Raw genomic sequence first — 20,721 nt, forward strand, 5'->3', positions numbered from 1 at the left:
ATGCGGCGCCGGCAGATCCGGTCGAGGCCGCGATGCCGGCCGTGTCGGGGTGTTCGGACGGCCGGAAACCTGTGTATTGGCTGTCCGCATCGGTGTGGTGTGTCAACTCGCCGCGAGCATATGGATATTCATCGCGGTCGTGCTGCCACAGCGCCGTCTTCAGAGTGTCCAGGGCGAGCCGGGTCTCCTTCGGTGTCGCGGCGGGCCGGCCGACGCTCCGGCGGGAGCGGGTGTCGACGGCAAAGGCGAGGTGGACCACTGCGGCCCAGGTGGCCGCGGGCGTGAAATCCGCGCCCCGGCAGCGGTTCGGAGCACCGGCGACGAAGTCGCGGTCCACCCGGTCCGGTGCCCGCTCGGGCTGCTGGTCCGGCAGCGTGGTGAGCACCCTCTTGCCGCGGACGGCACCGGCGATGCCCGGCTCGCGCATCAGCCGCCCGGCGGTGCGCCGGGCCGCCTGATGACCCCGGCAGGTCGGCTCCCGCAGATCTTCCGGGCCCCGTGGACGCGGTAGTTGGCGGTGTGGACCTGGCGGATCAGCCCCTTGCGCTCCGTGTCCCGTACAAAACGGGCGGGCGGGGCGGCCGGGCGTTTCTTGTGGGCGCAGGAGGCGGACGGGGCGATCTTGCAGTCGTGTTCGGTGAGTGTCCTGCAGAGCGGCTCGATGCCGTCGAAGCGGTCCCGGTGCTCGTCGAGGAACGCTGCGAGCGTGTAGGGGGCCGGCCGAGCTCGGCCGCGGAGGAAATCGCCGCGGCCTTGAGGATCTCGTTGGCCCGTTTCAGTTCGGCGTCCTCCTTCTTCAACGCCTTGGGCTGGGCGGACTCCTCCGTCGTCCCCGGACGCGGTCCTGCGTCGATCTCGTGCTGCTTCACCCGGTTCCGCGGTGTCCCGCGGGAGCCGAGGCCGAGCTTGTCCGTGACCGCCTGCAGAGCGGCCGTCTCGTGCGCGTGGTCGTCGCGCACCTCGGCGGCCACGCGCACCGCACGACGGCGGAGTTCAGGGGGGGGAGCGGGAAGGTCGTGCCATGACTCGATCCTTATGGCGAGCCGGGGCGGTTCACTGGCACGACGCCACCCCACCCCAGGGGGGCGCAGGCGCCTCGGTGGGCACTCCAGGCGCCGCTGATCGGCAAAAAAAGGGGGCTGGAGGCTGATCGGCGCGCCGGTGGCCGGGCAGCGCCGCCGTCCTCTTTCCCCTTCTCACGTTCTGGAACAGCGCCGAACTCGCCGTCTGCGCCGGAGTCATTCGTCGCCGCCCGGCCCGCTGACCAGCACCCGTACTGAGCCGTGATGCCGATCGGCACCGCCTTGGACGTGCGCCCGGTCATCGGGCTCTGTCCACCGTGCGAGTCCCAAGTCCGCCTGGTGCGGTGCACCGTGGGGCTCACGGCGCGGCGGGGCGCGGCGGGGCTGAGCGGTGTCGCGGCTCTGGCCGATCCTCAACCATTTTCGACTTATTGCCCCGGAGCGCCATCCAAGTCCCGCCCTGAGACGTATCCCGTGTGGAGCAATCTTCAGGAGGAGCGCAATGGCCATCTTCAGCAATCTGATGCCTGCCCATCGCCGGGACCGCAACGACGACACGTCGCGCCGGGACGACTTCTCGGGGCATGGTCACGGGCACGACCACGACCACGGGCACGACCACGGCGACCGCCACGGGCACGGCTACGGCGACCGCCGCGGGCACGGCTACCAGTGACCGCACCACGGAGGCCGGGCGGACCGTAGACCGGGAGGTCCTGGTCCGCTCGGTCCGTCCCTCCACGAGGAACGCATGCCATGGTGCATGTCCTGCGGCGTCTGCTGTCGGTGGGTGAGGCTTCCGATGTGGTGGCGGCCGCGCCCCCGGTGCCTTTGCGCGAGGTGTTCCGGCGGTTCTGGCCCTATACCCGCGGCGGTCGGCGCTGGTTCGCTGCCATCGTCCTGTTCAGCCTGATCGGCCCCGCCCTCGATGCGACGGAGATCTGGCTCTTCAAGGTCGTGGTGGACGGTGTGCTCGTTCCCCGCGACATCACGCCGCTCCTGTGGATCGCACCGACCTATCTGGGGCTCATCATCGGCTCCGGCGTTCTGGGGTTCGCCGACGACGTGACGTCCACGTGGGTCGGCGAACGCTTCCTTCTGACGCTTCGCTCCGATGTGTTCCGGCACGTCCAGGGCCTGTCGCTCGGATTCTTCGAACGCCAAAGGCTCGGGGACGTGTTGTCGCGTGTGACGGGCGATGTCGACACGGTCGAGACGTTCCTGCTCTCGGGAGTGGCGGACGCCCTCTACCACGTGATCCGCCTGGGTGTCTTCCTCGGTCTGCTGTTCTATCTGCAGTGGGATCTGACCCTCCTCGCCCTCGTCATCGTGCCGCTGTTCTGGCGCGCCGCCCGGCACTTCTCGCGGCTGATCAAGGAGGCGTCCCGGGAGCGCAGGCGCCGCAGCGGTTCGATCAGCGCGATCGCCGAGGAGTCGCTGGGCAACGTCGCCCTGGTGCAGGCGTACAACCGGCAGGGGTGGGAGGAGCGCCGGTTCGAGCGTGAGAACGTGGGCCGGTTCCGGGCCACCATGGCCTCGACGCGGATCCGCGCCGTCTACGGATCCGTCGTCGAGGTCATCGAGGTGTCCGGTGTCCTGGCGGTCATGGGCCTGGGCACCTGGAAGCTGGCCCAGGGACAGCTCACGCTGGGCGGACTGCTGGTCTTTTTGGCGCTGATCGGCAACCTCTACAGTCCGGTCCGCGGTCTGTCCCGCCTCGGCACCACCTTCTACGCGGCGTCCGCCTCGGCCGAACGGATCATCGAGTTGCTGGATCAGCGGCCGCAGGTCGCCGAGGCCGCCGGTGCGCGCCGGACCGGCCGTGCGCGAGGTGATGTGGAGTTCGACGGCGTCTTTTTCCGCTATCCCGGTACGCCGTCCTGGGCGCTGTCGGACGTGTCGTTCCACGTGGCGGCCGGGGAGACGTTGGCGCTGGTCGGGGCCAGCGGGGCCGGCAAGTCGACGGTGGCGAAGCTGCAGCTGCGCTTCTACGACCCCGACCGGGGCGCGGTCCGCCTGGACGGGACGGATCTGCGGGATCTGCGCCTGTCCGACCTGCGGGAGAGCGTCGCGGTGGTCCTGCAGGAGACGCTCGTCTTCCACGGCACCGTGCGGGACAACATCGCCTACGGCCGGCCGGAGGCGACGGAGGCGGACATCGTCGCGGCGGCGCGCGCCGCGGACGCGCACGAGTTCATCGAGCTGCTCCCGGAGGGCTACGACACGATGGTCGGCCAGCGCGGCCAAACGCTCTCCGGCGGGCAGCGCCAGCGCCTGGCGATCGCCCGCGCGATGATCAGGGACGCGCCCGTGCTCCTCCTGGACGAACCGACCACCGGCCTCGATGTGCGGTCCGGCCGGCGGATCATGGACCCGCTGCGTCGGCTCATGGCCGGGCGGACGACCGTCGTGATCTCCCACAACCTGCTGACCGTCCGAGACGCCACGCGCATCGTGGTTCTCGACCGGGGCAGGATCGCCGAGTGCGGCGCCCACGACGACCTGCTCGAGCGCGGCGGGACGTACGCCCGGCTGCACCGGCTGAACGCCCTGGCCGGTGCCGCCCCAGCCGGGTCCTCGGCCCTGGGGACGGTGCTGCCGTGAGTGTCCCGGCGGTGCGGGCCGCCCCGGTTCTGGTGCCCGGCACGAGGCCGGTTTCGGGCTACGAGGTGCTGGCGCATCTGGCGCGCACCGGCTGGCTCGACGTCTATGACGTCTGGAGCGAGGAACGGGACTGCCGCTGTGTGCTCAAGGCCGTGCGCCCCGACCGCCGGGGGCAGGAGCAGCTGGGCGAGCGGCTGCTGCGTGAGGGGCGGTGGCTGGGGGCCTTCACCCATCCGCACCTGGTCCGTGCGTACGAGACGTTCGAGTCGCCGGTGCCGCTCGTCGTGCTGGAGACGCTGACCGGCGAGACGCTGTCCCACCTCGTGCACCGGTTGCGGCGCCGGCCGTCCGCCGCCGATGTGGCGCTGCTCGGGGTGCAGCTGTGTTCCGCGGTCCACTACCTCCATGGTCAGGGTCTGCTGCACCTGGACCTCAAGCCGTCGAACGTGGTGGTGGACTGCGGTCATGCGAAGGTGCTGGATCTGAGCATCGCGCGGCCGCCCGGGCCTGTGCCCGCGGGGGTGGGCACGTTCTGCTACCTCGCTCCCGAGCAGGCCCGCGGCGGGTCGCTGTCGGTAGCCGCGGACGTGTGGGGCATCGGCATCACGTTGTACGAGGTCGCCGCCGGGGACGTGCCGTTCGGCCGCGGGGATTTTCGCGGGGTTTCCTCCCGCGGGACGGAAGGGGACGGGCCCTGCGACGGCAGCGGCACGGGCGGCGGGGACGGCCGGTATCCGCAGTTGGAGGGGGCCGCCCCGCCGATCGGCTCGCGGCGGCGGCTGCCCGGGGGGCTCGCGGCGGCCATCGACGGCTGCCTTCAGTGCGATCCGTCGTCCCGGCCCTCGGTTGCCGAACTGGCCGCCGCGCTCGAGGGGGCGCTGCCCGGCCCGGGGCGCCGCACCGCCCGCCCCTGAGGCCGGGGCGGGGCGCCGGTTTCACGCGCTCCGGCCGGTGGCGAAGTGGCCGGTGGCCAGGACGGTGCCGTCGGAGGCGGTCAGGCGGGCGCCGGAGAGCGCCGCGGGGTCGACCGGGGCCGCCGCGCCCCAGTCACCACGTCCGTTGCTCAGGGTGAAGGTGCCCACGCGGATCGTGGTGCCGTCCGTGCGTTCCAGGAGGCAGACGACCTTGCCGCTGTAGGGCGTGCCGACGGCGGCCAGGTTGACGGTCATGTAGATCCAGCCGGGTTTCCCAGGGTCTCCGGGGTGGGCGTAGACGTCTCCGGCCGACGGCCCGAGGCCCGAGGCCGAGGTCAGTTCTCCCTCCCGCAAAGGCGTCTGGACCTCCACGGCAGGAGGGCTCGAGGCCGTGAGACTCTCGATGGCGGTGCCGATGGCCCAGCCGGTGAACCCGAACGCGAAGGCGAACGCGGCCACGGCGGATGCGGCTCGCAGCCGGGCACGGCGTGCGCGAGGGCGGGCCGTCCTGTGCATGGGGCCGGACGCCCGCGTGCGGGGGGCCCCGTCGTGCGCCGTCACGTCCTGGGGCAGTCTGCGCGCCACCCGGGTCTCGAATCCGAGCGGCGGCTCTCTGCCCGGCACCAGCCCGATCAGTCCGTCGCCCACCAGGGTCAGGTGCTCGATGTACTCCCGACAGGCCGCGCACCGGTCCAGATGCGCGACCGCCATCGCCCGCTCACGGCCGGGCAGCACGCCCAGGGCCAGCTCGGCGCCGACCTCCCGCAGCGTCTCGCAGGTCACGTCACTGGCCATGGTCCCCTCGATTCGGAGAGGCGAGTGTGTTCCGCAGCTTTCTCATCGCCGTCCTGATCCGCGTCTTGGCGGTGCCCAGCGGGATCTTCTCCCGGTCGGCGATCTGCTGGGCCGTCATTCCGTAGATGCCCGCCATCACCAGGGCACGCCCCTGTTCCCGGGGCAGCTGCGCCACGGCGGCCCGCAGCTGGGAGGAGGCCTCGTCGGCCAGGGCCCACTGCTCGGGAGTCTCGGTCACGACATCGAGGAGCGCGTCGAGGTCCTCGGGGGCCACCGGCTCCGTCCGCCGCGCGCGGACGGCGTCGATGGCGAGATTGTGCGCGATGGTCGTCAGCCAGGTCGTCACCGATCCGCGGCGCGAGTCGTAGATCTGCGCATGGCGCCACGCCCGCTCGAACGTCTGCTGGGCGATGTCCTCGGCAAGTTGCGGATCTTCGGTGACGGCGATGGCGACGCCGAAGACCGCGCGCTGAAACCTCCGCACGAAGGTGACCGCGAGTTCCGGATCACCGGTGGCCAGCCCGGACAGCAGAGCCTCGTCCGGGAGGCGGCCCACGGGAACCGGAAGCTCGGCACACTTATATGTACGGTCCGCCCCCCGCCGAGGGATTGCCCGGCCGCGACGGAAGATCACATGACCATTCTGCGCCGGTTTCCGCCGGCTGCACGAACTACTCGCAGCGCGGTCGGTGACCGTTTCGCGCCGGCCACGGCAAGTAATCCGCCAGGGTGGGGGCGCCTGCCCGAGACCCGGCACCCGCCACACCCCGGCGGGCCGGCGAAGAGCCGTGCACCCCCTCACGTGACGGCGCCGGTCGGGACGTTCACCGGTGCGCTTGAGGCAACCCGTGGAGCTGAGGGGTGCGGGCCGCACGCCGGGGACCGGGCGGGCGGCAGCACCGGCCGGCCGGTCGGCACCTTCCTCGGGTGCCGGCGGGTGCGCTGGCCGTCGGCCACGGTCGCGCGTACCACCAGCGCACAGCCGCCGCCCTCGACGGCGGGCGCGCTCTCGGTGGTGATGCGGGCGCGCCGGCTCTCGCGGGCGGGCGCGCCGTCGGGGCCGGTGTGCGCGCCCGTGGCGCACCGGGTGCGGGGAGGATCTCGGCGGTGCGGCGAAAGCGCCGGCCGGTCACTCACCCGACGCGGGCCAGCCGGCTCACCCACTGGGCCAGCGTGAGCGAGGCGGCCGAAGCCCCCCGGGCCGCGCCGTGCCGGCGGCGCCGGGGCCGCCGGTCGTGGCGGCACCCGGCCTGCCCGGGCCGGGACGCCGGCCACCGCCGGCCGGGCTCGTCTGCCAGCGCCCGGCGCAGACCGGACAGGTGCGCGGCCACGGCCGCGAGGCAGTCATGCTCCTCCCGGCAGCCGGGGCAGCCCGCCAGGTGGGCACGGACCGCGCTCGCCTCGCCGGGGTCCAAGACGTGAAGGGCGTGTCCTTCGAGCAGGTCGCCGATGGTGCGGCAATCCCGGGCGGCAGTGAACATGACGGATCCCTTCGTGCGGGGGCGAACCTCACCCCGTCGACGGAGCCGGTGCACGGCCCCGTTTCCTGCCCCCACCATCGCCCGAACACGACCCCCCGCGCGTCGTCCCCGCGCAGCAATTCCCGGCTACCACGAACGCGGTATCCGGCACGCCGGCCTACCACGGGCCCGCGGCGCACGCCGCGGCCGCACCGGCCTGCACCCCATCACCGGGAAACAGGGCGCGGCCTTCACCCGGCCACCGGGGGGCGGGGCGCCGGCGTCGGGCTGACCACGCCGCACTGGTAGGCGATGACCACCAGCTGGGCCCGGTCACGGGCGGCCAGCTTGGTCATGGCCCGGTTGACATGGGTCTTGGCCGTCAGCGGGCTGAGGAACAGCCGCTCGGCGATCTCCTCGTTCGACAATCCCAGCGCGACCAGCCCCAGGACATCGCGTTCCCGCCGCGTCAGGCCCTCCAGCCGCTCGTGCACGGCCGCCGTGCACGGTTTCGGCTGCGCCAGGAACCGCCTGATCAGCCCCCGGGTCGCCGCGGGGGACAGCAGCGCCTCCCCCGCGGCGACCGTGCGGACGGCATCGAGCAGCTCCTCGGGCCGGGCGCCCTTGCCCAGAAAGCCGCTCGCCCCCGCCCGCAGGGCCTCCGCGACGTACTCGTCGTCCTCGAAGGTGGTCAGGATCAAGACCTTCACCGCCGAGAGGTCCTCGGCCTCGCCGATCAGCCGCGTGGCGACGAGGCCGTCCATCTCCGGCATGCGGATGTCCATCAGGATCACATCCGGCCGCCGCGTCCGCGCCAGCTCCACCGCCTCGCGGCCGTTGGACGCCTCGCCCACAATCTCCATGCCCTCGGCGGAATCGAACAGCATCCGGAAGGTGCCCCGCAGCAGGGCCTGGTCATCGGCGAGCAACACGCGGATCGTCATGCCCATCTCTCCTCGGCGTCCCGCCCGGCCGGCGTCGCGATCGCCGCGCCCGGCCGCAGCGGCAGTTCGGCGGTCACGGTGAAACCCCCCTCGGGGCGCGCCACGGCCTCCAGCCTTCCCCCGACGCTGGCCGCACGCTCGCGCATCCCGATCAGCCCGTGGCCGGTCCCGGGGTGGGACTCGTGCGGCCGGGCGCACCCGTCGTCCTCGACCGTGATCGTCAGCCAGCGGGGCCGGTAGTGCAGGTGGAGGCGGGCGTGCTCGGCCCCGGCGTGCTTGCGCACATTCGTCAAAGCCTCCTGCACGATGCGGTACGCGGCCAGGTCCACCGCCGGCGCCAGCGGCTCGGCCGCACCGTGCCGCGTGTGCCTGACCACCAGGCCGACCCGTTCGAAGGACGCCAGCAGCTCCGGTACCTGCGCCAGGCCCGGCATCGGATCCCGCGGCGCCCCGGGATCATCGGACTGCCGCAAAAGCCCCACGGTCACCCGCAGCTCCTCCAGCGCGGAGTGGCTGGCCTCCCGGATGCCCTCCAACGCGGTGACCAACTGCTCCGGCCGCCGCGTCCCCAGGTGCACGGCGACCCCGGCCTGCGCGTTGATCAAGGCGATGTGGTGCGCGACCACATCGTGCAATTCACGCGCGATCCGGATCCGCTCGGCCGCCACCCGCTGTCGCGCCTCCTGCTCACGGGTTTGCTCCGCGTACTCCGCCCGCTCCTCCACGGCCGCCACATACGCGCGCCGTGAGCGCACCCCGTCCCCCACGGCGGCGGGCAGGGCCGTCCAGGCCACCATCGCCACGTTGTCCCCGAGCCATGAGCGGGAGCCGAACACCACGGCCGCCCCGATCAGCAGGGCGGCCGAGGCCGACGCCGCCATCCACGTGCTACGCCGGTCGGTTCGGACGGCCACGGTGTAGACGGAGACGATGACCGGACTGGTCACCAGCGGACTCTCCCGGATACCGAGCACCTGGAAGCCCACCCCGCAGACGAGCGCGGTGGCCAGGACGCCGAACGGGTGACGCCGGCGCCACAGCAACGCGAAACAGCCCGCCGCCGCCAGCACCACGGCAGCCGGGCGGACCGCGACCCGGTGCTCCTGCGGAATGACGGAGGCCGCCGCGACCGACAGCACCAACAACACCACCGGCCCCAGCACATCCAGCGTGCCGACCGGAGCGCCCGCCGCCCGCCGCCACCCGTTGATCACTGCCATGCCCCCACCGTAGGGCCGGCACCCGCACCCCGCCGCCCCGCCGGCCCACCGCACCCCGCCCCGCCGACCCACCGCCGGCACGCACCACACACACCACCCGCACCACACGGACCACAGCCCGAGCCGGGCCGTCGGCCCACCGCCGGGCGGCACAAAAGGGCCGAGCACCGGCATCCGGGCCCAGGACCCGCCCCCGCCAAGGCCCGGGCGGGCCCCCTGCCGACACCACGCCACAAACCCGGGCCACAGCCGATAAACCACACCCCACCCACCCCGGGGAAAGGCGCGGCACCCGTCCGCTGCCGCCCAGCCCACAGGACCACCACGCCTTTGACCAGCGGCTTCTTGTGAAAACCGGGAGGCGAACCCGAAGAGGCCAGACGGGCGACGCACAGAGCCCCGACACCCCGACCCGCAAGACGCACAGAGCCCCAAGACCCCAACCCAGAAGGGCGCTGTCAGCAGCCGCGGCGCCCCCGCCCCCGCTGTTGCCGGCGGTTGGGCAGCAGTCGAGTCCCTCCTCGTCCACCCCGACGACCCCAGGAGCGACAAAGAACGATCCGGGAAGGCCGTCGCCGCCGAGTCGCCGCTCGGCCCCAGGATCGACGCCCGAGGCCCCGGCCGCCGAAGCGGCGGGTACCTGGTCGGGCCCGGCTCCGTCGTGGGGGCCTGCCGTACCTGGTCGTACACGATGTGCCGGTGGTTCCGCTGCCCGGCTGGATCACCGGGCGTCTCCAGGCACAGTGGCAGGAGGCGCCGCCCATAACCTGCGGAAACTGAGAGGGGTTGCCAATGTGAGTCCGGTGCGGCATGGCACCGGGTGCGAGGGCGACGATGCGGAGGGGACGTTGGCCTGGGGCTGGGCATGGCTGTCGGCATCCGACCCCGGGAGATCGGTTGGGCCGTTGTCCGCCACGGGGCGTCAGTTGTCAGAGTGCGGGATGTGAGTTGATGTCCGTTTCGGGGTTGGGGCTGGGCGAACAGGCCGGGTTCGGTGAGGATGCCCTGTGTGACCAGGCGTTTCAGCTTGGACCGGATGCCTTTGGTGTTCTTCGGGACGATGGGCAGGCCGAGGGCCTGGCAGAGGTCGCGGGGCGCAGTGGCTTTCCGGTGTCGGCGAAGGCGGTGAGGATCTGCTGGTAGGCCGGGGGTCCGGGACGTCGGGCCGGGTCGGTTCGTCGGCGGGGCCAGTACGGGGATACCGAGGAGGGACTTGCGGGTGATGCCCAAGTTCTCGCTCTTCGCGTCGAGTTCGCCCAGCCGGGCGGTGAGGTCCTCAATGCGGCAGCAAATCTCTCCAGCCTGCTCGCCGAGTTCGGCCTTACGGGCCTCGACGTACTCCAGGACGGCCCTGATCTGCGGGTTGTCGCTCACGCTGTCCTCCAGGAGGCGATGGTGGATCCGGTGAGGCGGCGGGCCATGACGAAGGTCATCGCCCTCACCACACTCACTTACAGCGGAATCCGCCTCACTGCCGTCGTCGGCGCCGAGGTCGGGTTCAGTGTCGACCACCTCAACGACTTCGCTTGGGCCTGCGGCGACATCGGTGCCACCCTCACCCAAGTCAGCTGCTTCATGCCTGTCGTTGCCACCCGTATCGCGGCCGCCGTCGCGCGGCACCTGGAGCACCACCGGTACCGGCGCCTCGAGAAGCTGTGGCAGGCCATGGCAGACGCCGAACCGAGCATCGTCCTTGAGCAGCCTTTCGACGCGACCGAAGCACGACGCGCACGCCGCTCCGGCGCCTTCGACTTGTACCGGGGTGCCGTCGAGATCCGTGACGGGCAGATCGAGCTCCTCCCCTACCTCGCCCCGGCAGTCCGGGGAAAAGCCGAGTATCGCCGCCGTGCCTGGTGGCGCTCGAGCGCCAGGGTTGCTGCGGCAGTCACCGCGGACCAGATCCACACTGCACTCGCCCAGAAGCAGTACGGGACGGTAGGAGAACCTGCCTCCTGCGCTGACGCGACCTTGAACACCTCCACCACCAGGAAAGACCTTCGCCACCTCGTCCACGTAGCGGCCTACTCCACCCCGCCGTCCGCATGCGGGTCGAAGCCGCAGAGCGCCACAGGAGTGCGTACTTGAATCGCCGTACCCTGCTTGCCGTCGCTGCGACCAGCGCAGCCGCGGCCTCCCTGCCGAACCAGGCACACGCTGCCGCCGTGACCAGCGCAAAGGACGTCATGAGTACCACCGCCCCATACCGTTCCTCAGCGCGCGCCCAGCTCCATGCGCTGCGCTGCCGGCAGATCACCGCCTGCTCACTGCTTGACCGGACGCTCGCGCACCTGGCGAAGGTCAACCCCAGCCTCAACGCCGTGGTGACGCTCGACATCGCTGGCGCCCGCACCGCGGCCGACGCCGCCGACCGCCACCTCGCGGAGACCGGCACGACCCTCGGTCCCCTTCACGGTCTGCCCATCACCGTCAAGGACGCCTTTGAGACGAAGGGCATACGCACCACCTGCGGCTCCCCCGACCTGACCGACCACATCCCCGCCCAGGACGCCGACGTCGTCGCCCTGCTGCGCGCGGCCGGCGCCATCATCATCGGCAAGACCAACACGGCCACCATGTGTCAGGACATCCAGACGTCAAACCCAGTATTCGGCAAGACGAAGAACCCGTTCGACGAGACCAAGACCCCGGGCGGATCCTCGGGCGGCCCGGCCGTGGCCGTCGCCACGGGCCTCACCGCGCTGGAAATCGGCTCCGACCTCGCCGGGTCCCTGCGCCTCCCGGCCGCCTACTGCGGCGTCTACGCCTTGCGTACCTCCCGGGGCGCTGCGCCGATCGTGCCGACCCGCGGCCACATCCCGCGCCCGCCGGGATGGCTCACCAGCTCCGACATGATCGCGCTGGGTCCGATCGCCCGCACGGCCGCAGACCTGGACGTCCTCCTGGACGTGATCGCCGCACCGGCCCCCGCCGACAGCGCCGCCTGGAGGATCGACCTCCCCGCCGCGAAGTTCACCAGCCTGAGCCAGTACCGCGTCGGCATATGGGCGGATGACGACTACTGCCGGGTCGACTCCGCTACCCGTGGTCTCCTCGACCAGGTCGTCCGGCTCGTCCGCAGCGCCGGAGCCGCCATCGACGACAGCTCCCGGCCCGTAGAGTTCGTCACCAGCGACCGGCTGTTCCAGTCCTTGATGTACGCCACCGGGTCCGCGTCCGCGAGCGACGAGGCATTCGTCGCCGACTGCAAGGCCGCCGAGGCGCTCACCGACGACGACCCCGGCGCTTTCTACCTCAAGTCACGCACCATGCGGCATCGCGACTGGGCGCGCGCCGACGAGGCCCGCCAGAAGCTGCGCCGCCGGTGGGCCGATTACTTCGCCGAGCACGACATCCTCATCACGCCGGCGGCGCCGACCGCGGCCGTCGACGACCAGACGTCCGTCCCGTCGCCCCAGCGGTACATCACCGTCGACGGCGAGCGGCGTTCGTTCTTCGATCAGACGAGCTGGATCAACCTTGCCGGGCCCGTCGGCCTGCCGTCGATCGTGCTCCCGGCGGGCACTACGAGCACCGGCCTGCCGCTCGCCATACAGATCATCGGCCCATATCTGTCCGACCGGACCCTGATCGCTGCGGCCCGACAGATCGCCCGCATCCTCCCGACCCCTGTAACCCCGCCCGCCTTCACCGCCTGATCGAAATCATTCTTGCCCCATGGGGTGTGCGACATCCCGCGAGTTCGCCGTGCCCCTCGGTTCCTCGGCATAGTGCCTGACCCGGCACCTCGTCACTCTCGGCCTGCGCGCCCATGCAGGGATCATGATGGCTCTTCAGGAATCCCGAAGGTCCATCATGATCAGTTCCTTCCGTGGAGTGCCACGACGCTCTGGAAGCCGGGAGGGCCGGTGATGCCGGCGAACAGGACGACTACCAGTACGGGCACGATGCTGAACCAGCCGATGTACCCGCCGAAGTCGTTGAGCATGAAGTGGACGAGCAGTCCGTCTTCACCGAAGGACTGCTCGTTCATACCGCCCGGTAGGTAGATCGCGCGGGCACCCTTCCATCCGTAGCCGTAGGTCAGTCCTGCGGCCGAGGCCGTCAAGGCGGCGCTGACCACGTAGGCAGCGGTGCTGCCGGGTACCGCGGCGCACCTGTCTTCGTGGTGCGGTCTGCCGGCCCAGGTCGCGGGCCGGCCGCCGGTCGCGCCAGGCGACGCCTCGGTGGTCACCCTTCCACAGCGGCGGGGTCCGCCCGGGTAACGGTGCACCCCCGCGGAGCCGGTCGTGCTGCATGCGGCGGGTTCCGCCGAGACCTTCTAACATTGTTAGGATGGCTGTGCCGTGACGGTGCCGCCGACGCCGGCGGCTCGTGCCGAGGACATGCTGGAAGCGAGGTGCCAACGATGCCGACCAGCGCCAGACGGGCCCGCGAACGCGCGAGCACCCGCGAACGAATCATCGAGGCCGCGTTGCACATCCTCGAGAACGAGGGTGTCACGGCGTTGACGATCCGGCGCATAGCAACCGCCGTCGAGTACTCCGCACCCGTCGTCTATCAGCACTTCGCCAACAAGGAAGCGCTCGTGCTGGAGCTCGTCGCTCACGGCTACCGCCTGATGATGGCCGAGCTGCAGCAGGCCGCCGAGGAGCCCGACATCGACCGGCGCTTCCTGCTGCTCGCTTCCGAGAGCGTCCGGTTCGCCGGCGAGCACCCGCACTTGTATCAGGTGATGAACGGCAACACTGTCGACTCGGATGAGCGCCTGCGCGCGGCGGCCCCCATGATCGGCCTCCTGAGGGAACTTCTCACCACGTGGTCGGACGCCCACGACGTGGTCCTGGCCGATTTCGACGAAGCCTGCGACATCGTCTGGGGCACGCTGTCCGGCATAGCGTCGCTCGGCCGCATCGGCACCGTCGGCAACGAGCGCGCCCAACAACTCGCCCAGAAGGCGATGCACACACTGCTTCGCGGCTGGCGGGCCGACCTCCCGGTGAACGCGTAGGCACCGAAACGACTCGGGTCCGGTTCGGTTTCCGCGAAACCGGGCCGAGACCGATTGCCGGCCCGTCCGTCGGTGCTGCCCGGCCCCGGTGGAGATCAACCGCTTGAACCGGACCCGGGCGGGACGACTGTCACCCGCGACCACGACCACCTCACGCCGAGCCCGCCCCGCCGGGGCGGGCTCGGCGGGCGACATCAACTGCCGGGCGGGGTCCAGTCCGCGGGCAGGCCGGAATCGCTCAGGATCTCACCCCGGTTGTAGTAGTCATCGCTCGACTGGATCAGGTTTCCGCGCAACCGCAGCACGGTCACGGCCGGGACCGCGAACGGACGAGGCGCACCGACGATGTGGCCGGTGAAGACCCCCTCGACCACGACCCCGTCCCGCCCGCGGAACCCACCGGTCGCCTCGAACCCGAGATCCTCGATGAGCTGATGGGACCCGGTCTCCCACTCCTCGACCCCCTCAGGACCGCGGAACACCAAGTTGAGGGCACGGTCGGTGTAGACCGCGTCCTTGGTGTACAGACGGGCGAGATCGCGGGTGTCGCCCGTCATCCACGCGGCGGCCCAGCGTCGCCCGATCGCCGGCACCCGATCCTTCTCGTGCTTCGCCGCGCCCACGACCTGCTGCGTCCCGGCCTGCGCAGCACGCGGGCCGGGCGACGTCTCGGAAGAGGCCGCGGGCCCGGCACCGACGGTTCCGGCTATCAGAGCCGCCGCGGCCACCCCGACAGCGAGGCCGGGAACGAAAGTACGCGTACGCATGTGAGTCTCCTTGTTCTGAGACGGCGCGACACCGGTCCGCACCACGCCGAACTAACGTCGTTAACTTTTCTAACGTCGTTAGCGTAAGTAGTGCCGGACGACGCCGTCAAGGCAGACCGCACCCGAGTTGCCGGGCGAATGTGCGGCCGGGCTGGGTGATGCGGCCGTTGGTGACCATGACGACGTCCGCCCGGTGGGCGGGGCGGCCCGTGCCGTTGACCTCGAAGTTTCGTGACGGTGCGCCGGTTTGCCTGGCGCGCCGTTTCGGCTGTTCGGGCCGGTGGAGGGCAGGCCGACCGCCCGGCTCTCGCGTCGGGTGGGCGCCGGGTTCCACGGCTCCGGCTGGGGATGTCTCGTCGGGACAGGACGTCGTTGCTGGTCAGCCGGGGACCGGAAGTGCTTGCACTCGCTCGGATGCGATGGTGATCACCTGGGTCCAGGGCCAGTGGCGGGCCAGGCGGAGCCAGAGGCGGCGGCCAGTGGTGACGAGCTGGGCGGCGGTGGAGAAGAGCCGCAGCCGCAGGCGCTTGGGCTCCCAGCGCCGTGCCTCGCCGGTGAGGGCCGGCATGGGCATCCTCCCCCAGACTCCGTCCGGGGGTACCCCCAGCCAGTAGGTCCAGGGCGAGCTGGGCGATCTCCGGCCAGACGCGGTTCCGGGCGGCGTCGTGCAGGGGCAGGTTCCACAGCCCGCTGTCGCGGGGGGCTCGGATGCGGTCCTCGGCCCGTGCGCGTTGGCGGTGCCGCAGCTCCAGGGCCGCGATCGGGGCACCGGTGGCGTTGGCGGCGAAGCAGGTGATCCGCATGCCGTCGGCGTCGGTGATGTGCAACTGGGCGCCGGGGTGCGGCCGTTCTTTGCGGACGATCAGCCGCATGCCCTTCGGCCGGCCCTTGAGGACGTCACCGGCGGGTTCGGCGACCCCCGCACCGTCGCGTATGGTGCCGTCAGGTTCGATCGCGGGCGTCCAGGCGGAGGCGGGGACGAGCAGGACGGCCTGATGGATGGCATCGGTGATGACCATCCCGACCGAGTAGGACAGCCACCGTCCCCGCTGCGTGAGCCAGTTCAGGAAGTCGTGGGTGCCGCCGGCGGAGTCGGTGCGGATCAGGGTCCGCCGTCCGCGCCGGTGCTGCTTCGGCAGTTGGGCCAGCGCCTGCCGGGCGATGGCGATGTGGTCGGCCGCGGTGTTGCCGCCCGCGCTGCCCGGCCGCAGCAGGCCCGCGACCGGCTCCCCGGAGCCACCTGGGCCGTGGTCGACGAACGCGACCAGCGGGTGGTGGCCGAAAGTCTTCTTCCAGGTCGCGGCGGCGTCCTGCTTCTCCGAGTGGGCCTGGACCAGCACGCCGTCGATGTCCACGACCGCTTCGCCGGCCGCATTCGGCGCCGCGCCACCGGCCAACTTCCATACTCACTACCGGACTTCGGAGCGTACCTGCCGGATCGCCGTGAGCGCGCGGGGACCGGCCGCGGCGAGGGCGTCGACCAGCCGGGACACCGTCGGGCCGGAAGCGAACGGGCCGAACAGGTCGGGCTCGGCCCGCAGCATGGCCACGTCGGACAGGCAGTCCCCGCCCAGCGCGCCGGCCGGGGCGAGGTCGAGCACGACCTCGCCGGGATCGTGCACCGCCCGCGGCCTGCACCACGGCTCCAGCGCCGTCGACAACGCGGCGTCCAGGCCGGTCCGGCGGACGGTCTCCACCATCAGCACCGCGCCGGTCTGCGAGACAGCACCAGCCCCACCGCCCCGGACGCGGACGCGCGGATAGAACCCACTACGCTTCTTCACCTGGAGAGTGCTTCTTTCTCTGCGGCGAGTGGATCCCAGACAAGCCCTGTCGTCCCAGTTCAGAGGCACTTCTCCGTTCGGTTGATCAAGACCCGGACAAGCCCACGCGGGACCATCTGACCGTCCGAAACGGCCGCGCATGCCAGTGTCGCGCCGAGGATGTCCAGGCCGCTCAGGCGTGAGGTGGCGTGGTCACAGCGCAATGCGGACGGTCTTGACCTGGGTGTAGGTGTCGAGTCCTTCCAGGCCGCCTTCGCGGCCCAGGCCGGACTGCTTGTAACCGCCGAAGGGGAGGTTGCCGGTGCTCATCTCGGCCCAGGTGTTGATCCAGACGGTGCCGGCCTCGATGGCTGCGGCCATGCGGTGTGCGGTGGTGAGGTTGGTGGTCCATACGGAGGCGGCCAGTCCGTAGTCGGTGTCGTTGGCCTGGGCGATGGCGTCGTCGATGTCGGTGAAGGTGGTGATCACGCCGACGGGGCCGAAGATCTCCTCGCGGACGACGCGCATGTCGGGGCGGACGTCGTCGAGGAGGGTGGGGGCGAAGAAGTATCCGTGGTCACCGAAGCGCCCGCCGCCGGTCACCACGTTCGCGCCCTCCTCGCGGGCGATGTCGAGGTAGGAGCTGACGCGGTCGAACTGCGCCTTGGTGGAGAGCGGTCCCACCAGCGTGCCCTGGGTCAGCGGGTCGCCCGGGGTGAATGCCTCCATCGTCTTCAGCAACTTCTCGACGAACTCCTCGCGGATGCTCTCCTCGACGAACACCCGTGATCCGGCGACGCAGACCTGTCCCGCGTTACCCAGGAAGCCGGCCGCCACTCCGCGGACCGCGACGTCAAGGTCGGCGTCGGCGAAGACGACCGACGGCGACTTGCCGCCCAGTTCGAGCGTTATGCGTTTGAGCGTGTCGGTGGCCTGGCGCTGGACCAGCTTGCCGGTCGCGGTCGACCCGGTGAAGGCGATCTTCGCGACACCGGGGTGCGCGACCAGCGCCTGGCCCGCCTCGGCGCCCAGGCCGGTGACGACGTTCACGACACCGGCCGGCAGGTCGGTGCCGGCCAGCAGCTCGGCCAGGCGCAGCGTGCTCAGCGAGGCGGTCTCGGCCGGCTTGAGCACGACGGTGTTACCGGCGGCCAGGGCCGGGGCGAGCTTGCCGGGCAGTTGGCCCATCGGACCGTTCCAGCCCCAGATGACGCCGACGACGCCGAGGGGCTCCTTGCGGGTGTAGGCCATGCGGTCCTTGCCTGCGGGAACACTCACGCCGGACAGCTTGGTAGGCCAGCCCGCGTAGTAGCGGAAGACCTCACTCGCCTCGGCCAGCATGTGTGCGGTCAGCATGCGGGGTGCGCCCATGTTGACCGAGTCGATGGTGGCCAGTTCGTCGGCGTGCTCCTCGATGACGTCGGCGATCTGGTGCAGGATCCGGCCGCGCCGGTCGGGGCTCATTTCCGCCCAGGCGGGATCGGTGAACGCCGCGCGCGCGGCGTGGACCGCGGCGTCGACGTCGGCTGTCTCGCCGCGCGGCACGCTGGCCAGCGCCTCCTCGGTGGCCGGGTCGGTGTTCGGCAGTGTTCGTCCGGAGACTGCGGTGACCTGTCGGCCTCCGATCCACATCATCCGCTCCCCGGCCCGTACGAACGCGGGGATGTTCCGGCGGGCGGTGTCGGCGACGGGCGGGGCGCTCACGGTTGCAGTCATGGTGGTTCCTCTCCTGGTGTCCTGATCAGCAGATCCGCCCCAAACGGATTGCCTGTCCACTTAACGTAACGGACAGGCTGTCCGCTTACAAGAGGAAGTGAGAAGGGTATCCGGTACGCTGAGGTCCTGAATGCGGAAGGAAGGAAGCATCTGCCGTGAGCGCTGAGCCCGCACCTGCCCGACGTGCCGACGCCGAGCGCAACCGGTCGAAGATCATCGCGGTCGCCCGCGAGGCCTTCGCCGAACCGGGTGCCGCACCGTCGATGGCCGAGATCGCCCGACGTGCCGGCGTCGGCATGGCCACGCTCTACCGCAACTTCCCCGGCAGACTCGAACTGGTTGAGGAACTCTTCCGTCACACCGTCGACGACATGTGCCAAGCCGCCGAATCCGTCAGTGGCGACACGCCTGGCGAGGCCTTCTTCGCCTGGCTCATGCGCTTCCACGCCTTCGGCACCCGCAAAGGACCTCTCGCCTCCGTCCTCCTCTCCGAATCCGCCAATGGCACCCCCATCCTCCGCGCCAGCCGCTCCCGCACCATCGCAGCCGGCGAACCCCTTTTCCGCGCCGCGCAACGCAGCGGAGAAGTACGCGACGACGTCTCTCTCGGACAGATCCTCGACGGCCTCGTCGCGCTCGCCGGCATCGATAACGGCCCGGACTTCCCCGGCGCCCTGATCCGCATCCTGCTCGACGGTCTGCATCCGAATCCGCACACCGCGGGCGGATCGCCGACTGCCACTGAAGGCATGGACATCCCCACGATCACAAGAAGGAGCGAGTGATTGGCGTCCGTCTCCCCGTAAGACCGCGCGCCTACCTGCGCCGCCGCAGGATCCGCCGCACCATTCCGGACAAGGCCGACCAAGCGCTGCCGTCGGAAGCTCGGGCGTCGAGGCATGGGCCCAGGATCCCTGGCAGCCCGCACCCGCGACCAGCGCTTCCACAACGGGGAGAGGGGCATGCCCGACTGCGCTTCCGCACCTGGAGAGTGCTTCCTTCCTGGCAGCGGACAGGACCCAGACAAGCCCTCATCGTTGCAGGTCAGAGCCGCTCTCCACTCGCTCGATCAGGTCCCGGAGAGGCTGGCTCGTGAAAGCCCGAGGTTAAGGACCTGCAGGCCGGGGGTTCCGACGGCCGCGCCCCGGTCGCCGTTTCTGCGGTGCTTGCACTGGGAGACCCAGCGCCGGCCGTAGGGGTCGGTGGCCTTCACGTCCGCGCCCAGGTCGCCCCGGCCGCCGACCTGGACGGCGTCCATGCGGCCGTCGCGGTGCATCAGATTCCTGATCGCGTGCTCGAACTGGCGGTGGGTGAGCGCGCCCAGCTGCGCCAGTCCGTAGCACAGTGCACGCGCCTGGACCTGCTGCCACTGCACGCGCTGGGTGCGGTGCCGCCACCAGCCCAGCCTGCCCAGCCCGCCCAGCAGCAGAACGAGGACGGCGACGACGAGGACCCACCAGTGGGCGATCAGCCAGTTGACCACCATGACCATCAGGCCGACGGCCGCCAGCCCGGCAACCCCCACGGCCAGCAGCTGCATGTCGTCCTGCTGCCGCCGACGGCTGCGCCGGGGTCCCGGGCGGCACCGCGGCGCCGGGGCGAGCGCCGGCTCATCGCCCACCGCCCAGGATGGAGAGGTCGCTCGGTTACGAGACCGTCGGTGTGGGCGGTGCCGGCTTCCTTGCAGGGGCGTCGAACTTGACGGGGTACGACACCGTGGGCCGTGGCACGCTCATGCGCGCCGCCGCCTGACCGGGGCTCTGATCGAAGCGGATCGGGTAGGCCACCGCCGGCCCCTCCCCCGGCTTCGAACGGGAACCGGCAGCATCACCCGCTTGCCCGTTGCTGTTGCCGAAGCCCACAACGGCCACGGCGACCAGCACGAAGATCGTGAGTTCCCGCCGGGCACCTGGCGCCCACCGAAAGTGCCCGCGCACCGGCGTCCCACCAGAACGCACATACGACCGTACGAACGGCATCCGGTCCTTCCCCGAGTTCATCACGTCCGAGTGGGGACCTTGCTCAGGGCGACCGTTGACACACGATCTGGGTGGGAGCGGTGCGGAGCGCCGGTTCAGGACAACGGCTCCCCGTCTTCTGCACCAGCTACTGCCCGACTTCGCTCGAACGACAGTTCCGCACTCACATGGCTCTCCCTGCAGACACAAGCAGTGAGAGTCAGCCGCGTCGGTAGAGCGGGTCAGGCTTCAGACGGCTCACGGCACGTCTCACCGAACTCTGCAGCAGTCCCGGCGACGCTCCTTGTCGTCACGCTCATCAGCCGACTCGACTACACGAGCGTTGAATTCGGCCCCCAGCACAGCAGCCAGCATCCGCCGCGCGCCCTCCCGGACGATCTCATCCAGCAGCGAGCCGCCGCTTGGCGTGCTGCCGTCCTCGTTGATCACTGCAAGCACAGGTGTGCCTTCTCGACCGACGCGGCAACGCCGGCCTTGCTCGACGACCTGTCGATCGGTCCATCGGGAAGGTACGCCTCCTTCCGTCAGGGCTGATCCACAGGTATTGAGCATTGTTCGTGCATCAACC

At 71.0% G+C, this 20,721-nt stretch carries 16 protein-coding genes and 3 pseudogenes; 8 read left to right on the forward strand and 11 right to left on the reverse strand.

Annotated elements, in window-relative coordinates; genetic code table 11:
* Nucleotides 1-1,524 precede the first annotated feature (1,524 nt).
* The 3 genes from ACWEQO_RS20430 to ACWEQO_RS20440 all read left to right on the forward strand — a co-directional run bounded on the left by ACWEQO_RS20430 (nucleotide 1,525) and on the right by ACWEQO_RS20440 (nucleotide 4,540).
* A complete protein-coding gene (locus tag ACWEQO_RS20430) occupies nucleotides 1,525-1,698 on the forward strand; it encodes a hypothetical protein (protein WP_361454607.1) in 174 nt (57 codons plus the stop codon).
* 80 nt (nucleotides 1,699-1,778) lie between these two features.
* Nucleotides 1,779-3,626, forward strand: a complete 1,848-nt coding sequence (locus tag ACWEQO_RS20435; protein WP_452984723.1) for an ABC transporter ATP-binding protein — start codon at nucleotides 1,779-1,781, stop codon at nucleotides 3,624-3,626.
* Nucleotides 3,623-4,540 carry a serine/threonine-protein kinase gene (locus ACWEQO_RS20440; protein WP_452984724.1) on the forward strand — a complete coding sequence of 306 codons (918 nt, stop codon included), beginning with the start codon at nucleotides 3,623-3,625 and terminating at the stop codon, nucleotides 4,538-4,540. Before ACWEQO_RS20435 ends, ACWEQO_RS20440 begins: the two co-directional genes overlap by 4 nt.
* Before the next feature lie 21 nt (nucleotides 4,541-4,561).
* Here the strand turns inward: ACWEQO_RS20440 and ACWEQO_RS20445 are convergent, their stop codons facing one another.
* The 5 genes from ACWEQO_RS20445 to ACWEQO_RS20465 all read right to left on the reverse strand — a co-directional run bounded on the left by ACWEQO_RS20445 (nucleotide 4,562) and on the right by ACWEQO_RS20465 (nucleotide 8,959).
* Entirely contained in the window at nucleotides 4,562-5,335 is a 774-nt protein-coding gene (locus tag ACWEQO_RS20445) for an anti-sigma factor family protein (RefSeq protein ID WP_452984725.1), read from the reverse strand.
* Nucleotides 5,325-5,891: an RNA polymerase sigma factor gene (locus ACWEQO_RS20450; RefSeq protein WP_361454618.1), complete on the reverse strand. Its 567-nt coding sequence runs from the start codon at nucleotides 5,889-5,891 to the stop codon at nucleotides 5,325-5,327. The genes ACWEQO_RS20445 and ACWEQO_RS20450 overlap by 11 nt, the downstream gene beginning before the upstream one ends.
* Before the next feature lie 577 nt (nucleotides 5,892-6,468).
* Nucleotides 6,469-6,816: a zf-HC2 domain-containing protein gene (locus tag ACWEQO_RS20455; protein ID WP_452984726.1), complete on the reverse strand. Its 348-nt coding sequence runs from the start codon at nucleotides 6,814-6,816 to the stop codon at nucleotides 6,469-6,471.
* A 230-nt stretch (nucleotides 6,817-7,046) separates the two neighbouring features.
* On the reverse strand, nucleotides 7,047-7,739 hold the full coding sequence (locus tag ACWEQO_RS20460) for a response regulator transcription factor (RefSeq protein ID WP_361459760.1): 693 nt from the start codon (nucleotides 7,737-7,739) through the stop codon (nucleotides 7,047-7,049).
* Nucleotides 7,736-8,959, reverse strand: coding sequence for a sensor histidine kinase (locus tag ACWEQO_RS20465; RefSeq protein ID WP_452984727.1), 1,224 nt, complete (start codon nucleotides 8,957-8,959; stop codon nucleotides 7,736-7,738). The genes ACWEQO_RS20460 and ACWEQO_RS20465 overlap by 4 nt, the downstream gene beginning before the upstream one ends.
* A 1,419-nt stretch (nucleotides 8,960-10,378) precedes the next feature.
* Between ACWEQO_RS20465 and ACWEQO_RS20470 the strand changes: the two genes are divergently transcribed.
* Both ACWEQO_RS20470 and ACWEQO_RS20475 read left to right on the forward strand, forming a co-directional pair.
* Nucleotides 10,379-11,044: a DUF6545 domain-containing protein gene (locus ACWEQO_RS20470; protein ID WP_452984728.1), complete on the forward strand. Its 666-nt coding sequence runs from the start codon at nucleotides 10,379-10,381 to the stop codon at nucleotides 11,042-11,044.
* Between the two features lie 77 nt (nucleotides 11,045-11,121).
* Nucleotides 11,122-12,615 (forward strand): amidase family protein, encoded by a 1,494-nt coding sequence (locus tag ACWEQO_RS20475; protein WP_452984729.1) that lies wholly within the window; start codon nucleotides 11,122-11,124, stop codon nucleotides 12,613-12,615.
* Between the two features lie 161 nt (nucleotides 12,616-12,776).
* Here the strand turns inward: ACWEQO_RS20475 and ACWEQO_RS20480 are convergent, their stop codons facing one another.
* Entirely contained in the window at nucleotides 12,777-13,040 is a 264-nt protein-coding gene (locus ACWEQO_RS20480; RefSeq protein WP_452984730.1) for a hypothetical protein, read from the reverse strand.
* A gap of 13 nt (nucleotides 13,041-13,053) precedes the next feature.
* On the opposite strand from ACWEQO_RS20480, the pseudogene ACWEQO_RS20485 reads away from it, so the two are divergent.
* Together ACWEQO_RS20485 and ACWEQO_RS20490 are read left to right on the forward strand one after the other, a co-directional pair.
* Nucleotides 13,054-13,182: pseudogene (locus ACWEQO_RS20485) on the forward strand (DUF3000 domain-containing protein); the annotation flags it as partial.
* A 143-nt stretch (nucleotides 13,183-13,325) separates the two neighbouring features.
* A complete protein-coding gene (locus tag ACWEQO_RS20490) occupies nucleotides 13,326-13,928 on the forward strand; it encodes a TetR/AcrR family transcriptional regulator (RefSeq protein WP_361459765.1) in 603 nt (200 codons plus the stop codon).
* A gap of 194 nt (nucleotides 13,929-14,122) precedes the next feature.
* On the opposite strand, the gene ACWEQO_RS20495 is transcribed toward ACWEQO_RS20490, so the two are convergent.
* The 3 genes and pseudogenes from ACWEQO_RS20495 to ACWEQO_RS20505 form a co-directional block, all read right to left on the reverse strand.
* Nucleotides 14,123-14,695 (reverse strand): nuclear transport factor 2 family protein, encoded by a 573-nt coding sequence (locus tag ACWEQO_RS20495; RefSeq protein ID WP_452984731.1) that lies wholly within the window; start codon nucleotides 14,693-14,695, stop codon nucleotides 14,123-14,125.
* 379 nt (nucleotides 14,696-15,074) lie between these two features.
* A pseudogene (locus ACWEQO_RS20500) lies at nucleotides 15,075-16,479 on the reverse strand (IS1380 family transposase).
* 192 nt (nucleotides 16,480-16,671) lie between these two features.
* Nucleotides 16,672-18,174: an aldehyde dehydrogenase family protein gene (locus ACWEQO_RS20505; RefSeq protein WP_452984732.1), complete on the reverse strand. Its 1,503-nt coding sequence runs from the start codon at nucleotides 18,172-18,174 to the stop codon at nucleotides 16,672-16,674.
* A gap of 155 nt (nucleotides 18,175-18,329) precedes the next feature.
* On the opposite strand from ACWEQO_RS20505, the gene ACWEQO_RS20510 reads away from it, so the two are divergent.
* Nucleotides 18,330-18,959, forward strand: a complete 630-nt coding sequence (locus tag ACWEQO_RS20510; protein WP_452984733.1) for a TetR/AcrR family transcriptional regulator — start codon at nucleotides 18,330-18,332, stop codon at nucleotides 18,957-18,959.
* A gap of 284 nt (nucleotides 18,960-19,243) precedes the next feature.
* Here ACWEQO_RS20510 and ACWEQO_RS20515 read toward each other — a convergent pair whose 3' ends face one another.
* Together ACWEQO_RS20515 and ACWEQO_RS20520 are read right to left on the reverse strand one after the other, a co-directional pair.
* Nucleotides 19,244-19,714: a restriction endonuclease gene (locus ACWEQO_RS20515; protein ID WP_452984734.1), complete on the reverse strand. Its 471-nt coding sequence runs from the start codon at nucleotides 19,712-19,714 to the stop codon at nucleotides 19,244-19,246.
* Nucleotides 19,715-20,426: 712 nt separating this feature from the next.
* Nucleotides 20,427-20,591: pseudogene (locus ACWEQO_RS20520) on the reverse strand (IS256 family transposase); the annotation flags it as partial.
* Nucleotides 20,592-20,721 lie beyond the last annotated feature (130 nt).

Source organism: Streptomyces sp. NPDC004051 (assembly GCF_053604275.1).